We start from the raw sequence: 13,479 nt of genomic DNA on the forward strand, positions 1-13,479 counted from the left end.
GCCTGTCTTTGAATTTAAATCACAGACTTAGGCTGACAAGCGGAACAACAGTGACTATTTCGTGACCATGACGGAAGCCGCAGACAATCGTGAAGAGAGCCTGACGGCCGCGACCGAGGCGCGCGGGCTGCAAGCGCTAGTCTCGCGCGCGACACGCGCCGGCAAGGGGCCGGCGCCGGTGGAACGCTGGAATCCGGCGTTTTGCGGCGATCTCGACCTGGAAATCAAGCAGGACGGCACCTGGTTCTATCTGGGAACGCCGATCGGCCGGATGCCGCTGGTGCAGCTTTTTTCCTCGGTGCTGCGTAAGGACGAGGACGGCAGGACCTACTTGGTGACGCCGGTGGAAAAGGTTGGCATCCGCGTCGCCGACGCGCCCTTCATTGCCGTCGAGATGGACGTGTCTGGCGCGGGCGACGGACAAATCATCACCTTTCGCACCAATGTCGGCGACGTGGTCGAGGCTGGGGCGGGACACCCGCTGCGCTTCGTCGATGAGGACGAGACAGGTGGCCTGAAGCCCTATGTGCTGGTGCGCGGGCGGCTGGAGGCGCTGGTGACACGGCCGGTGATGTACGAGCTGGTCGAGCACGGCGAAGAGATCGACATCGGTGGCAAGACGATGTTTGCCGTCCGTTCCAAAGGCGAGGTCTATCCAATCATGCCGGCTGAGAAACTGAAACGGCTGAGCGCATGATGGACCGCCTATGATGGATCAGGTGACGCCGTTGGCGTTTTCCGCTGCCGGGTTTCGCCAGCGCGTCGCGGCGCAGCCGCTGGCGCATGCCGGCGACGATTTTGGCGACCACCGCTTCAATCCGGGCCATCCCAGACTGAAGCTGGCCAAGGCGCTGCGCGATGCCGCCGTTCTGATCCCGGTGGTCGATCATGGCCATGAAGCCACGGTCCTTTTGACCAGGCGGGCGGAAAAGCTGCGCAACCATTCGGGGCAGGTTGCTTTTCCCGGTGGCACCGTCGATCCAACCGATGCGAGCCCGGAAGCGGCGGCGTTGCGCGAGACATTCGAGGAGATCGGTCTCGATAGGGATTACATCGAGATCATCGGCCGTCTGCCGGACTACGTTTCCGGCAGCGGCTATCGCATCGCCCCTGTGCTCGGGATTGTGCGGCCCGGTTTCAGCCTGACGCTGAATTCCGACGAAGTCGATGCTGTCTTCGAGGTGCCGCTGGGTTTTCTGATGGACCCCGCCAACCACACCAGAGACAGTCGCATGTGGAACGACCTCGAATGGTTCTTTTACGAGATGCCCTATGGCGGCCAGCGCATCTGGGGCGTCACTGCGGGCATCATCCGAACGCTCTATGAAAGGCTCTATTCGTGAGCAATCCTGTGTCGATTGCTGGCAAGGCCGGCTGGCTCGGCGAAAGCCACTTGCAGCGCCTGCTCGCCGCGCTCACCGACGGCGGCGAGGAGGCGCGTGTCGCCGGCGGTGCGGTGCGCAACGCGCTCATCGGCCAGCCGGTCGCCGACATCGATATCGCCACCACGACGGTGCCCGAGGAAACCATCCGGCGTGCCGAGGCGGCGGGCTTCAAGACGGTGCCGACCGGCATCGAGCATGGCACGGTCACCGCGGTCGCCCAGGGCAAGGCCTATGAGGTCACCACGCTGCGTGCCGATATCGAAACCGACGGCCGCCGCGCCAAAGTGTCGTTCGGCCGCGACTGGAAAGCCGACGCCGAGCGGCGCGATTTCACCATCAATGCACTCTATGCGGAAGCCGATGGAACGGTCGTCGATCTCGTCGGCGGTATCGCCGATATCGAGGCGCGGCGGCTGCGCTTCATCGGCGATCCGGAAGCGCGTATCCGCGAGGATTATCTGCGCATCCTGCGTTTCTTCCGTTTCTTCGCCTGGTATGGCGACGGCAGGCCGGATGCCGAAGGGTTAAAGGCTTGCGCCCGGCTGAAGCAGGGGCTCGACCAGCTCTCGGTCGAGCGCGTCTGGTGGGAATTGAAGAAATTGCTGTCGGCGCCGGATCCGTCGCGGGCGCTGCTGTGGATGCGCCAAGCCGGCATTCTGACCGCCGTTTTGCCGGAAAGCGAGAAATGGGGCATCGATGCCATCCACGGGCTGACCAAGACCGAGAAGGACCTGGCCTGGGCGCCGGACCCGCTGCTCAGGCTGGAAGCCGTCATGCCGCCGGATGCCGCGCGCATGAAAACGCTTGCCGAGAGATTGAGGCTTTCCGTGAGCGAGGCAAGCCGCCTGCGGAATTGGGCGATCACGGCTGCCGTCGATCCGAAAACGACCGAAGGAGAGTTGGCAAAAAGGCTTTATTTTGGCGACCGCCAAGGCTTTGTCGATCGGTTGCGGCTGTTGCTTGCTTCCGCTCGAGCCCGCGCGGTCGAAGACAATGACGCACTGCTCGAAGCCGGTGGCTTCTCGCGCCTGCTTGGCTTCGCCGAAAAATGGCAAAACCCTGTTTTTCCGCTCAAGGGCGCCGATCTGACGACACTTGGCGCGTCACCGGGGCCAAAGCTTGGTGCAACGTTGAAGAACCTTGAAAAGGAATGGGTCGAGTCCGGTTTTGCGCTCGATCGCGGCGCGCTGCTCAAGCGCGCCGCAGAGGCACTCGAATCCTGACCGTCACGCTGCGTCGCGGACCTTTTCGATGCGCGAGCGGATCGCCTCGATCATCGTCTCGCGGATCACGGTCTCGCCATGCGTCTCGCGCAGATGCTCGACGGCACGGCGCATGACCTCAGCCTCCTCCTCCGCGCGTGTGTGCCACTCGCAGCCGGGTACGAGCGACCCGCAATGGAATTCCTTCATCGGCTTCTCCTCATCTCCTCCTTGGAGCACCGCGCAGGGCACTGACACGGAAGCTCCAGACCTTTGATTGCGCGATCCGGAAACCGCGTCCGGTATCCGGGCTACACGCTGGGCAGGTTAGCATAACACGATCGAACCGTTTTGGTTGCGTTAGAGTGCCGTGCGTCCAAGCCGACACGCGATCCTCTAGTGATCGGGTTGCGAAAAGGCGGAGCATCGCTGCTCCGCCCTCTTACGCTACCCATGAGTAAGACCTCGTCTCGCTCCAGCGGGCAGGACATCACTTCACGATCTTGACTGCCTCGGCAATTTTATCCTTGCCGCTCATATCCCACGTGACGCGGACCTTTTCGCCGACCTTCAGGCCAGGATCCTTGAAGGTCTGGGGCAACGTAAAGGTGGCTCCGTTATCCAGAACTAGGCTCATCGCCGTTCCATCAAAGCTTTTGATCGTGCCGGTGGTGTGCTTGGCCGCAGCGAATGCGGCAGTACCAGAGGCGAGAACGGCAGCGGCGGCTGCGGTCATAATAAGCTTGCGCATGGCATGCTCTCCTGGAAAATGCGGGCACCGCTTGGGAAAGGTGCCCCATTCAATCATGGGCCGTCCGGTCACGTCGGGTCGCGGCTCTCGGGAGTAACGAACCGCCGGCGTTTCCCGGCCCGACGCGACAAATAGCCCAATCTTTACAATGGTATATTAGACGAAAAAGATATTTTCTGGCGCGCCTTGCGCCACATTTGCCGTCAAATTCCGGGGATTTGGACCCGATTGCGGCTCACCTCGTGCTCACCGAGATTTTACGGCCATTTCGCTTCTGGCGGCAGGCTGGACAGGATCGAGGCGACATTGCCGCCGGTCTTCAGCCCAAAGATGGTGCCGCGATCGTGAAGCAAGTTGAATTCGACATAACGGCCGCGGCGGATGAGCTGCTCGTCACGGTCGCCATCGGTCCAGTTGTCATTGAAGTTGGCGCGCACGAGATGTCCGTAGACGACGAGAAAAGATCGCCCGACGTCCTGGACGAAGTTGAAATCGGCGTCCCAGCCGCCTTTGTCCTCATCCGAATGCAGCCAGTCGAAGAAGATACCGCCGGTACCGCGTGGCTCGTCGCGGTGCGGCAGGTAGAAGTACTCGTCGCACCAGGCTTTGAATTTCACGTAGTCGGCGATCGCCGCGTTCTTCTCGCAGGCAAATTGCATCGCTCTGTGGAAGGCGATCGTGTCGGGGTCGTCCTGGCTGCGGCGGCGGTCGAGCACCGGTGTCAGGTCGGCGCCGCCGCCGAACCACTGGCGTGAGGTGACGACCATGCGCGTGTTCATATGCACGGCCGGCACGTTGGGGTTCCACGGATGGGCGATCAGCGAAATGCCGCTTGCCCAGAAGGACGGGTCCTCTTCGGCGCCCGGCATCTGCTTCCTTAATTCGGGCGAGAACTCGCCATGGACGGTGGAGGTGTGGACGCCAACCTTCTCGAAGACGCGGCCGTGCATCATCGACATGATGCCGCCGCCGCCCTTGCCGGCATCGCGTTGCCACGGCGTCTTTTCGAAGCGACCGGGCGACCAGCTGGCCTGCGGCCCCCGCAGGTCCTGCTCTATCTGCTCGAAGCTGGCGCAGATGCGCTCGCGCAACGTCTCGAACCACAGCCGTGCCTTCGTCTTCTTCTGTTCGATGTCGGCTGGCAGCCCCGCCGGTATCTCGGGTCGTTGCAAATCCTGTCTCCGGTTGCGGGGCGTACCCCGACAAATGACTCGTCTTTTCCGGCCGCGATCCCTAATCTCTTAGGTGCAAGGGTCAAGTGTGAATGGAGTTCTTTCGTGCGCACCCCGGCAAGACCGCCGCTGGATGGCCTGAAGAAGAGGCTCGACCGTTCACGCGCCGAGAACGCGCGCATACCGCGCGACGGTTTCCTGCGCGAGACCTTCGTGCTGCCGCGTTCCGACGCTCGTCTCAAGGCGAAGGAATGGTTCGAGCGCTTTCCCAAGCAGGCCTATTGGACCGAGATCGAGAGCTGGTTCGAGCGGCCGGGCGACGTCATCGAATTCACGATCAGGCGGCTGCCGGCGGCGGATTAACGCTCGATCAGCAAGCGCCTCGCGCCGGGCCCTCGGATGCTCAGCCGGTCGCCTTTATTCCGCAGCGGACATTTGTCGATCGACATGCAGCCGCAGCCGATACAGTCGGTCAACCCGTCGCGCAGCTTCTTGAGCTGACTAATCTTCTGATCGAGCTCGTCGCGCCAAGTCGTCGAAAGCAGGTTCCAATCCTCGCGGGTCGGCGTCCGGCCTTCAGGCAATGATCGAAGGGCTGTGCCGATCTCGGCCAGCGAAATGCCGACCTCCTGCGCTACCTTGATGATCGCCACACGTCGCAGCACGTCGCGGCCGTAACGCCGCTGGTTGCCTGATGTGCGGTGGCTGCGGATCAGCCCGCGCGCTTCGTAGAAATGCAGCGCCGACACCGCCACGCCACTGCGCGTCGCGACCTGGCCGACCGTCAATTCCGTTGCCGCAGTCATCTCCGATTTTCCGCTTGACCTCAAGTTAAGTTGAGCTTGTAGCGAAGAAGCCCCGAAGATGCAAACGGCAGGAGAAGGCGATGGGCGTCTGGATGAGAATGACCGGAGAGGACGCAGTGTTGCGTGAGGACGGTGCCTTGGTCGCTGCGGCCGGCGATCGCGTTCACGTCCTAGCGAAGCTGCCGGATCGCCTCGCCCGCCACCATCGCAGCGGAAAGCGCGACGTTGATGCTGCGCGCTCCGGGCTGCATCGGGATGGTCAGGCGCGCATCCGCCGCCTCGTGGACGGCATCCGGCACGCCTGCGGATTCGCGGCCGAACAGGAGAATGTCGTCGCCGGCAAAGGCGAAATCCGTGTAGATGGCAGCTGCTTTGGTCGACAGCAGCACCAGCCGCCGCTTGGCAAGCTTGCGCCAGTCCTCGAAGGCATGCCAGTCGACATGCCGGGTGAGCGCCGCCATTTCGAGGTAGTCCATGCCGGCTCGTTTCAGCGCCCGGTCACCGAGCGGGAAGCCCGCCGGTTCGATGATGTCGACGCCGAGACCAAGGCAAGCGGCGAAGCGCAGGATTGTCCCGGTGTTGCCGGCGATATCAGGCTGGTAGAGCGCGATGCGGAGACGGTCGTTCATTTCCGCGTCTCAGATCAGCCACAGAGCTCTCGCGGTTTTGGAAATTCCTGGACTGGCGGGTGGTCATTTTCTGCGAAGTCGGTTATACGGCCAGCATTGTCAACCCGAACCGATGGAGGGGTAATTCATGATGGCCATGCACATCCACCACCTCTCCCGTGGGCTTACCAGCCCGACGGCGGTTTCGGTACGACGATTCTCCTGACCTTCTAGACTTCTAATCGCACCGATTCCCGCCGAAACCTTTTTCGGCCTTTGAAGGAATCCTGCGATGTTTTTCAAGCTGTGGAAGGGGCTGAACGCCCCGCCTGAACACAATTCGAGCGATGTCACCTTTGCCGCACCGCGCATGCGCGCGGCCTGGGTTGGCTCACCCTTCTATCTGCATCTTCAAGTGGAGGACGGACCGATGTTCGATCCCTGTAGAATACCCGGCTCAAGAAGCCTGCACGAGCGCAAGACCGCGACCTGGGCGCTTTTGATCGGCGAGACCCACTCGTCGGCGGTTCACGCCGAGACCCGCCGGCGTCCGCATCGCGGCATGCTGCCGGACGTCGATTTCTCGCGCGCCGTTCCGGACTATAGCCGGCCGTCGCTGGTGCGCCGGATCATCAGGCTGATCCGGCCTGGTGCAAAAACCGGCGCGAAAATCCGGATTGTCAAAACGTCGTCAGCATCGTCAAGCGAGACTGTCGGCGAAAGGCCCGCGACAACCTATATAGCGCGAAGCAGGGCCGGCGAGGCGGACGATACCGTATCGCCGGTCCTTGACGCCATGCGGTCTGGGCACCTCGTCCGTTCGCGTGCCGCGTGAGCAGGAAATTGTGAGCATCACTATGTTTAGCTGGTTTGAAAAAAGGCTCGATCCGTTCCCTGCCAAGGAGCCGGTCGAGCCGCCGCGGACACTGATCGCCTTCTGCGTGCATTACACGCGCGGCGCATGGCCCTACATCGCTCTCGATGCGGTACTGGTGACGGCCATCGCCCTTGCCGAGGTGTGGATGTTCGGCTTCATGGGCCGGATCGTCGACTGGCTGTCCGGACAGAATCGCGAGACGTTCCTGCAGACCGAAGGGTTGAAGCTGGCCGGCATGGCCTTCATCGTGGTTTTCGCGCTGCCGGCAACGGTCTGGTTCCATTCGCTGCTCAACCAGCAGACGCTGATGGGTAATTATCCGATGCGTATCCGCTGGCAGGTGCATCGGTACCTGCTCAAGCAGTCGATGAGCTTCTATCAGGACGAGTTTGCCGGGCGCATCGCGACCAAGCTGATGCAGACAGCGCTCGCCGTGCGCGAGTGCGTCATCAAGCTCATCGATGTGCTCAATTATATCGTCGTCTATTTTCTCGGCATGCTGTTCATTGTCGGCTCGGCAGACTGGCGGCTGGCTGCGCCGCTTGCCGTCTGGCTTGCCGGCTATGTCCTGCTGTTGCGCTATTTCATCCCGCGACTGGGCAAGGTCGGCGAGGAGCAGGCCAATGCGCGCTCGACCATGACCGGCCGTGTCGTCGACAGCTACTCCAATATTCAGACGGTCAAGCTGTTCTCGCATGCGCGGCGCGAGGCATCCTTCGCCAAGGACGGTATGGCCGGCTTTCTCGACACCGTTTACCGATCGATGCGGTTGGTGACGCAACTCTACGGCCTGCTCTACGTCCTGAATTCGCTGCTGTTGTTTTCGGTCGCCTCGATCTCGCTATGGCTGTGGCTCGGCCAAGCCGTGACGATCGGCGCTGTCGCCCTGGTCATCGGCCTCGTGCTGCGGCTCTGGGGCATGTCGCAATGGATCATGTGGGAGATGTCCACGCTGTTCGAGAATATCGGCACGGTGCAGGACGGCATCGCCTCGATCTCGCTGCCGCGCCTCGTCGAAGACCGGCCTGGCGCCAAGGATATTGCCGTGACCAAGGGCGAGATCCGTTTTGAGGACATCCGCTTCCACTACGGCAAGCAGAAGGGTGTGATCGAAAGCCTGTCGCTGACGGTGAAGCCGGGCGAGAAGGTCGGCATTGTCGGTCGTTCGGGTGCCGGCAAGTCGACGCTGGTCAATCTTCTGTTGCGCTTCTACGACCTCGAAAGCGGCAAGGTCCTGATCGACGGCCAGGACATTGCGGCAGTGACGCAGGACTCGCTGCGCGCCCAGATTGGCATGGTCACGCAGGACACCTCGCTGCTGCATCGCTCGGTACGCGAGAACATCCTCTATGGCAGGCCGGACGCCAGCAACGAGATGCTGATCGAGGCGGCGCGGCGCGCCGAGGCGCTGGATTTCATTGCCGGCTTGTCGGACTCGAACGGCCGTAAGGGTTTCGACGCGCATGTCGGCGATCGCGGCGTCAAATTGTCCGGCGGCCAGCGGCAACGCATCGCCATAGCCCGTGTCATGCTGAAGGACGCGCCGATCCTCATTCTCGACGAGGCGACCTCTGCCCTCGATTCCGAGGCCGAGGCGGCCATCCAGGAGAATCTCTACAGACTGATGCAAGGCAAGACCGTCATCGCCATTGCGCACCGGCTGTCGACGATCGCGGCCATGGACCGGCTCGTGGTCATGGACAAGGGCCGAGTCATCGAGGAAGGTTCGCATGAGGAACTCGTTGCCAAAGGCGGGCTCTACGCCCAGCTCTGGCAACGTCAGTCGGGCGGATTCCTGCTCGACGACGGCCCTTCTTCCAACGATGCAGCCGCCAACGATGCAATCGCCAAGGGTGAAGCCGCCGAATGATGACTGCCATCTACCGCTGGTTCGAGAACTGGGTCTATCCATTCCGGGAGCCAGCGGACCTTCGGCCACCTGCTGGCGTCAGAGGTTTCCTCTGGCATTATGTCGGGCAGGCGAAGATCGCCTTCTTCGCCATGCTGGTGATCGGCGGCATCGCGCCGCTGGTCGAAGCCGGACTGTTCTATTTCGTCGGGCGGCTGGTCGACATCCTCGACCAGCTTCCCGGCGAACGCAGCTGGCACGCGCTGTGGACTGCCGCCGGCCCGGAGCTTGTCTTCATGATCGCGGTGGTGCTGGTCATCCGCACCATTGTCGTCGGTCTGTCGGCGCTGGTCGACGAGCAGACGATCACGCCGGGTTTCTATAATCTGGTGCGCTGGCAGGCGCATCGCCATGTCTCGCGCCAATCCTACGCCTTCTTCCAGAACGACTTTGCCGGGCGTATCGCGACCAAGGTCTGGCAGGCGGGACAGGCGACCGGCGATCTGATGGAAAGCTTCATCGAGGTCGTCTGGTTCATGGTCGTCTATACGGTGACGACGCTGGCGCTGGTCGCCGGGCTCGATCTCCGGCTGGCGGTGCTGGTGGTGATCTGGATTACCGCCTTCGGCTTGCTGGCCAGGCGCTATTTGCCGGCAATCCGCAAACATGCCGAAGCGACCGCCGAAGCCGGCTCGATGATCACCGGCCGCCTTGTCGATTCCTATTCGAACGTACAGACGCTGAAACTGTTCTCGGCCGATGGCGACGACCACTACATCAGGAACGGCTTCGACATCTATCTCGACGCGCTGCGCCCGTTCACCCGCCGGCTGACAGGCGTGCGCATGGCGCTGACGATGCTGTCGGGCATCATGATCACGGCGATCGCCTGCTTCGCCGTTTATCTCTGGGTCGAGGGTTCGATCACAGTCGGCGCCGTGGCCTTCACGCTGTCTTTGGTGCTGCGGCTGAACATGCTGCTCGGCCGGCTGATGATGCAGCTCAACGGCATCTTGCGTAACCTCGGCGTGCTGGAAAACTCCAAGGCGCTGATCTCGCAGCCGCTCGGCCTGACCGATGCGCCGGACGCGAAAGAGCTTGTCGTCGGCGGCGGGCGCATCGACGTCAGCAATGTCGAGTTCCACTACGGCAAGGGGTCCGGCGTGCTCAACGGCATCGACCTTGTCGTGCGGCCGGGCGAAAAGGTCGGCCTGGTCGGCCCGTCCGGCGCCGGCAAGACGACCTTGGTCAATCTAATCCTGCGCCTCTACGACCTCGAGAGCGGCAAGATCACAATTGACGGGCAGGACGTCTCCAGGGTCACGCAGAATTCGCTGCGCGCCAATATCGGCGTCGTCAGCCAGGATACGGCACTTTTCCACCGCTCGCTGCGCGACAACATCAAGCTCGGCATGCCGGAAGCGACCGACGCCGAGGTGGTCGCGGCAGCGAAGAAGGCCGAGGCGCACGAGTTCATCCTCGGTCTGCGCGACAATCGCGATCGCATCGGCTACGAGGCCTATGTCGGCGAGCGCGGCGTCAAGCTCTCCGGCGGCCAGCGCCAGCGCGTGGCGATCGCCCGCGTCTTCCTCAAGGATGCACCGATCCTGGTGCTCGATGAGGCCACCTCGGCGCTCGATTCCGACGTCGAGGCGGCGATCCAGGAAAATCTGGCAAGGCTGATGGAAGGCAAGACGGTGATCGCCATCGCGCATCGGCTGTCGACCATTGCGGCACTCGACCGGCTTGTGGTGCTCGACGAGGGCCGCATCGTCGAGCAAGGCACGCATGACGAGCTGGTCGGGCTCCACGGGCTCTATGCCAGGCTGTGGAAGCGGCAGTCCGGCGGCTTCCTGTTCAACGAGGAGAGCGTGCTGGCCGAGACCCGGCCGGCGGAGTAGTTTCTAAAAACCGGAGCAGACCATGGCGGTGAGAATGCCATCGAATTTCGGACGGTCCGGCGCGCAGGAGAGCGCGTTGGACCTGCTTGGCCATGAAATCCTCGGCGAGAAGGCGGCCGCGCTCGGCCGCGCCGGCCGGCGCGTCGAGGAAACATTGACGAGGCTGCGCGAGAATTGCGACAGTGTCGACCGTGCCCGGCTGCTCAGGGATGCAGCCGAAGCGGTGCACGGGTATTTCATCCAGCGCGAACTCTGCGGCCTGCGCAAGCACGACGCGGTGATCCGGGAATACAACATTCCCAAGGCCGTGCTGGCCAGGCTCGGCGCCAGCGGATGATCCGAACCGGAACTGGTTTGGGAAGCGTTATTCCAGCCACTCGGTGATGAAGCTGCCGTTCTCGTGTATGTCGGTGGTTTCCAGCGGGCCTGGCCCGAGATTGGTGAATTTGTGCGGCGTGTTCGGCGGTACGACCAGGATCTGGCCGGCTGTGGCCTCGATCTGCCGGTCGCCGACGGTGAACAGACCGGTCCCGGTTCGGATGATGAAAATCTCGCAATAGGGATGGCTGTGCAGCCTCGGGCCGCCGCCGGTCTCCGGCAGGTAGTTAAAGATCAGGCAACTGCTGGAACCGTAAGGCCCGCATTGCAACTCGCCTTGCCAGTGGTCGGGCAACTGGTCGGGCGCTTTGGCCCATTTGTCGCGGTCGATGACATGCGCCATGGGGCGAGGATAAACCGGGCGAGCGTCCGCTGTCGAGGTGAACGCAGCCGTTTGGTTTTGCTGCTGTTTTCCAATCGTTCCGCTGGGCAAATTACGCCCCCGCGACAATCTGCCCTTGTGCCTTCGCCCGTCTGGACAAAAACAGGCTTCACGCATAAACCCAAGTCCCAAATGCCGGAGGAATTCGCTAGCCTGTTCGCCATGCGCTGTCGGGCCGGCGCGATTGAGCGGGGAACAAGCTCGGCCGCCGGCACGGAAGAGGCGAAAGGATCAGGCACCCGTGAGCGCAACCGACACCCAGGATCCCAACCGTCGTGATTTTCTCTACGTCGCCACCGGCATGGCCGCAGTGGTCGGCGCGGGCGCCGTTGCTTGGCCGTTCATCGACCAGATGCGTCCGGATGCCTCGACGCTGGCGCTTGCCTCGGTCGAGGTCGACGTTTCGTCGCTGACGCCAGGAATGTCGCTCGTCGTGAAGTGGCGCGGCAAGCCGGTGGTCGTGCGCAACCGCACCGAAAAAGAGATGAAGGACGCCGAGGCGGTCAATCTCGCCGAGCTCAAGGATCCAATCGCCCGCAATGCCAACCTGCCGGCCGACGCGCCGGCGACCGACGCCAATCGAACCACGCCGGGCAAGGAAGCCTGGATGGTGATGGTCCAGGTCTGCACCCATCTCGGCTGCATCCCGCTCGGCCAGGAAGGCGATTTCGGCGGCTGGTTCTGCCCATGCCACGGTTCCGTATACGATACCGCCGGCCGCATCCGGAAGGGGCCGGCGCCGGAGAACATGGCGGTACCGGTGTTCCAATTCGTTTCTGACACCAAGATCCGTATCGGCTGAGGCAGGGGATATTTCCATGAGCGAGGGACACTCGACCTATACGCCCAAGTCCGGCATCGGACGCTGGTTCGATTCGCGCATGCCGCTGCCGCGGCTGGTCTATGACAGCTTCATCGCCTATCCGGTGCCGCGCAACCTGAACTATGCCTGGACCTTCGGCGGCATCCTTGCGCTTATGCTGGCGGCGCAGATCCTGACCGGTATCGTGCTGGCCATGCACTATGCAGCCGACAGCACTCTCGCCTTCGATTCGGTCGAGAAGATCATGCGCGACGTGAATTCGGGCTGGCTGCTGCGCTATCTCCATTCCAACGGCGCGTCGTTCTTCTTCGTCGCCGTCTACATCCATATTTTCCGTGGCCTCTACTACGGCTCCTACAAGGCGCCGCGTGAGCTGCTGTGGATCCTCGGCTGCATCATCTACCTGCTGATGATGGCGACCGGGTTCATGGGCTATGTGCTGCCCTGGGGCCAGATGAGCTTCTGGGGCGCCACCGTCATCACCGGCTTCTTCACCGCCATTCCGCTGGTCGGCGACTGGATCCAGCAGCTTCTCCTCGGCGGCTTCGCGGTCGACAATCCGACGCTGAACCGCTTCTTTGCGCTGCACTACCTTTTGCCGTTCATGATTGCCGGCGTCGTCGTGCTGCACATCTGGGCGCTTCATGTCGTCGGCCAGAACAATCCGACCGGCATCGAGGTCAAATCGAAGACCGACACGCTCGCCTTCACGCCTTACGCGACCATAAAGGACGGGTTCGGCATGATCGTGTTCCTGTTCGTCTTCGCCTATTTCGTGTTCTACCTGCCGAATTATCTCGGCCATCCCGACAATTACACCGTGGCCAACCCGCTGAAGACGCCTGCCCACATCGTGCCGGAATGGTATTTCCTGCCGTTCTACGCGATCCTGCGCGCCATCACCTTCAATATCGGGCCCATCAACTCCAAGCTCGGGGGCGTGCTCTGCATGTTCGGCGCGATTGTCATGCTGTTCCTGGTGCCGTGGCTCGACACCTCGAAGGTGCGCTCGGCAGTCTACCGGCCCTGGTACAAGCTGTTCTTCTGGCTGTTCGTGGCCGACGCCATCCTGCTCGGCTGGCTGGGCTCGCAGCCGGCCGAGGGCAGCTATGTATTCATGGCGCAGATGGCGACGCTGTTCTACTTCGCCTTCTTCCTGGTAGCGCTGCCGGTGCTCGGGCTGATCGAAAAGCCGCGACGGCTGCCGAATTCGATCACCGAGGCGGTGCTCGAGAAGAACAAGGGCGGCGGCGGACATCCTGCCGGTGCCACGACCGCGCCGGAGACCAAGGGCTGAGCATGATCCCGAAAAGTGGAAACCGGTACTCGGACAAGGTCATGCTCG

General features: G+C 62.5%; 16 protein-coding genes. 10 read left to right on the top strand and 6 right to left on the bottom strand.

The window, feature by feature from the left end; translation table 11 throughout:
* Positions 1–67: 67 nt before the first annotated feature.
* Genes NMG46_RS19165 through NMG46_RS19175 form a run of 3 tightly spaced genes read left to right on the top strand, consistent with a single transcriptional unit; the run spans position 68 to position 2,608 of the window.
* On the top strand, positions 68–697 hold the full coding sequence (locus NMG46_RS19165; protein WP_254819272.1) for a DUF1285 domain-containing protein: 630 nt from the start codon (positions 68–70) through the stop codon (positions 695–697).
* A gap of 13 nt (positions 698–710) precedes the next feature.
* Positions 711–1,343, top strand: coding sequence for a CoA pyrophosphatase (locus NMG46_RS19170; RefSeq protein WP_254819167.1), 633 nt, complete (start codon positions 711–713; stop codon positions 1,341–1,343).
* Complete coding sequence (locus NMG46_RS19175; RefSeq protein ID WP_254819168.1) at positions 1,340–2,608, top strand: CCA tRNA nucleotidyltransferase; 1,269 nt, start codon at positions 1,340–1,342, stop codon at positions 2,606–2,608. Before NMG46_RS19170 ends, NMG46_RS19175 begins: the two co-directional genes overlap by 4 nt.
* Before the next feature lie 3 nt (positions 2,609–2,611).
* Here the strand turns inward: NMG46_RS19175 and NMG46_RS19180 are convergent, their stop codons facing one another.
* The 3 genes from NMG46_RS19180 to hemF all read right to left on the bottom strand — a co-directional run bounded on the left by NMG46_RS19180 (position 2,612) and on the right by hemF (position 4,510).
* Positions 2,612–2,797 carry a DUF1059 domain-containing protein gene (locus tag NMG46_RS19180; RefSeq protein ID WP_023679490.1) on the bottom strand — a complete coding sequence of 62 codons (186 nt, stop codon included), beginning with the start codon at positions 2,795–2,797 and terminating at the stop codon, positions 2,612–2,614.
* 280 nt (positions 2,798–3,077) lie between these two features.
* Positions 3,078–3,338 (bottom strand): DUF1344 domain-containing protein, encoded by a 261-nt coding sequence (locus NMG46_RS19185; protein ID WP_254819169.1) that lies wholly within the window; start codon positions 3,336–3,338, stop codon positions 3,078–3,080.
* 257 nt (positions 3,339–3,595) lie between these two features.
* Positions 3,596–4,510, bottom strand: a complete 915-nt coding sequence (gene hemF / locus NMG46_RS19190) for an oxygen-dependent coproporphyrinogen oxidase (protein ID WP_254819170.1) — start codon at positions 4,508–4,510, stop codon at positions 3,596–3,598.
* A 105-nt stretch (positions 4,511–4,615) separates the two neighbouring features.
* On the opposite strand from hemF, the gene NMG46_RS19195 reads away from it, so the two are divergent.
* A complete protein-coding gene (locus tag NMG46_RS19195) occupies positions 4,616–4,873 on the top strand; it encodes a hypothetical protein (protein WP_254819171.1) in 258 nt (85 codons plus the stop codon).
* Here NMG46_RS19195 and soxR read toward each other — a convergent pair.
* Both soxR and NMG46_RS19205 read right to left on the bottom strand, forming a co-directional pair.
* Positions 4,870–5,316, bottom strand: a complete 447-nt coding sequence (gene soxR, locus NMG46_RS19200; protein WP_254819172.1) for a redox-sensitive transcriptional activator SoxR — start codon at positions 5,314–5,316, stop codon at positions 4,870–4,872. The two genes, NMG46_RS19195 and soxR, sit on opposite strands and share 4 nt — an antisense overlap.
* Positions 5,317–5,486: 170 nt before the next feature.
* Entirely contained in the window at positions 5,487–5,945 is a 459-nt protein-coding gene (locus NMG46_RS19205) for a tRNA (cytidine(34)-2'-O)-methyltransferase (RefSeq protein ID WP_254819173.1), read from the bottom strand.
* A gap of 271 nt (positions 5,946–6,216) precedes the next feature.
* Between NMG46_RS19205 and NMG46_RS19210 the strand changes: the two genes are divergently transcribed.
* The 4 genes from NMG46_RS19210 to NMG46_RS19225 are packed head-to-tail and all read left to right on the top strand — an operon-like array spanning position 6,217 to position 10,888.
* Positions 6,217–6,759: a hypothetical protein gene (locus NMG46_RS19210; protein ID WP_254819174.1), complete on the top strand. Its 543-nt coding sequence runs from the start codon at positions 6,217–6,219 to the stop codon at positions 6,757–6,759.
* A 22-nt stretch (positions 6,760–6,781) separates the two neighbouring features.
* The gene (locus tag NMG46_RS19215) at positions 6,782–8,671 is read left to right on the top strand and encodes an ABC transporter ATP-binding protein (protein ID WP_254819175.1); all 1,890 of its coding nucleotides are present in this window, start codon (positions 6,782–6,784) and stop codon (positions 8,669–8,671) included.
* Positions 8,668–10,551, top strand: coding sequence for an ABC transporter ATP-binding protein (locus tag NMG46_RS19220; RefSeq protein ID WP_254819176.1), 1,884 nt, complete (start codon positions 8,668–8,670; stop codon positions 10,549–10,551). Before NMG46_RS19215 ends, NMG46_RS19220 begins: the two co-directional genes overlap by 4 nt.
* Before the next feature lie 22 nt (positions 10,552–10,573).
* A complete protein-coding gene (locus NMG46_RS19225; RefSeq protein WP_254819177.1) occupies positions 10,574–10,888 on the top strand; it encodes a DUF6665 family protein in 315 nt (104 codons plus the stop codon).
* 27 nt (positions 10,889–10,915) lie between these two features.
* Here the strand turns inward: NMG46_RS19225 and NMG46_RS19230 are convergent, their stop codons facing one another.
* A complete protein-coding gene (locus NMG46_RS19230) occupies positions 10,916–11,272 on the bottom strand; it encodes a cupin domain-containing protein (RefSeq protein ID WP_254819178.1) in 357 nt (118 codons plus the stop codon).
* 280 nt (positions 11,273–11,552) lie between these two features.
* Between NMG46_RS19230 and petA the strand changes: the two genes are divergently transcribed.
* The gene (gene petA, locus NMG46_RS19235) at positions 11,553–12,113 is read left to right on the top strand and encodes a ubiquinol-cytochrome c reductase iron-sulfur subunit (protein WP_352477980.1); all 561 of its coding nucleotides are present in this window, start codon (positions 11,553–11,555) and stop codon (positions 12,111–12,113) included.
* Positions 12,114–12,129: 16 nt separating this feature from the next.
* Complete coding sequence (locus NMG46_RS19240; protein ID WP_254819179.1) at positions 12,130–13,431, top strand: cytochrome b N-terminal domain-containing protein; 1,302 nt, start codon at positions 12,130–12,132, stop codon at positions 13,429–13,431.
* Positions 13,432–13,479: the final 48 nt, after the last annotated feature.

Source organism: Mesorhizobium sp. LMG 17147, assembly GCF_024297145.1.
GTDB lineage: Bacteria > Pseudomonadota > Alphaproteobacteria > Rhizobiales > Rhizobiaceae > Mesorhizobium.

Excerpts from the sequence above, each read along its gene's own strand:
- NMG46_RS19165 (WP_254819272.1), top strand. The coding sequence starts at position 68 with ATGACGGAAGCCGCAGACAATCGTGAAGAGAGCCTGACGGCCGCGACC.
- NMG46_RS19170 (WP_254819167.1), top strand. The coding sequence starts at position 711 with ATGGATCAGGTGACGCCGTTGGCGTTTTCCGCTGCCGGGTTTCGCCAG.
- NMG46_RS19180 (WP_023679490.1), bottom strand. The coding sequence starts at position 2,797 with ATGAAGGAATTCCATTGCGGGTCGCTCGTACCCGGCTGCGAGTGGCAC.
- NMG46_RS19185 (WP_254819169.1), bottom strand. The coding sequence starts at position 3,338 with ATGCGCAAGCTTATTATGACCGCAGCCGCCGCTGCCGTTCTCGCCTCT.
- soxR (WP_254819172.1), bottom strand. The coding sequence starts at position 5,316 with ATGACTGCGGCAACGGAATTGACGGTCGGCCAGGTCGCGACGCGCAGT.
- NMG46_RS19205 (WP_254819173.1), bottom strand. The coding sequence starts at position 5,945 with ATGAACGACCGTCTCCGCATCGCGCTCTACCAGCCTGATATCGCCGGC.
- NMG46_RS19210 (WP_254819174.1), top strand. The coding sequence starts at position 6,217 with ATGTTTTTCAAGCTGTGGAAGGGGCTGAACGCCCCGCCTGAACACAAT.
- NMG46_RS19215 (WP_254819175.1), top strand. The coding sequence starts at position 6,782 with ATGTTTAGCTGGTTTGAAAAAAGGCTCGATCCGTTCCCTGCCAAGGAG.
- NMG46_RS19220 (WP_254819176.1), top strand. The coding sequence starts at position 8,668 with ATGATGACTGCCATCTACCGCTGGTTCGAGAACTGGGTCTATCCATTC.
- NMG46_RS19225 (WP_254819177.1), top strand. The coding sequence starts at position 10,574 with ATGGCGGTGAGAATGCCATCGAATTTCGGACGGTCCGGCGCGCAGGAG.
- NMG46_RS19230 (WP_254819178.1), bottom strand. The coding sequence starts at position 11,272 with ATGGCGCATGTCATCGACCGCGACAAATGGGCCAAAGCGCCCGACCAG.
- NMG46_RS19240 (WP_254819179.1), top strand. The coding sequence starts at position 12,130 with ATGAGCGAGGGACACTCGACCTATACGCCCAAGTCCGGCATCGGACGC.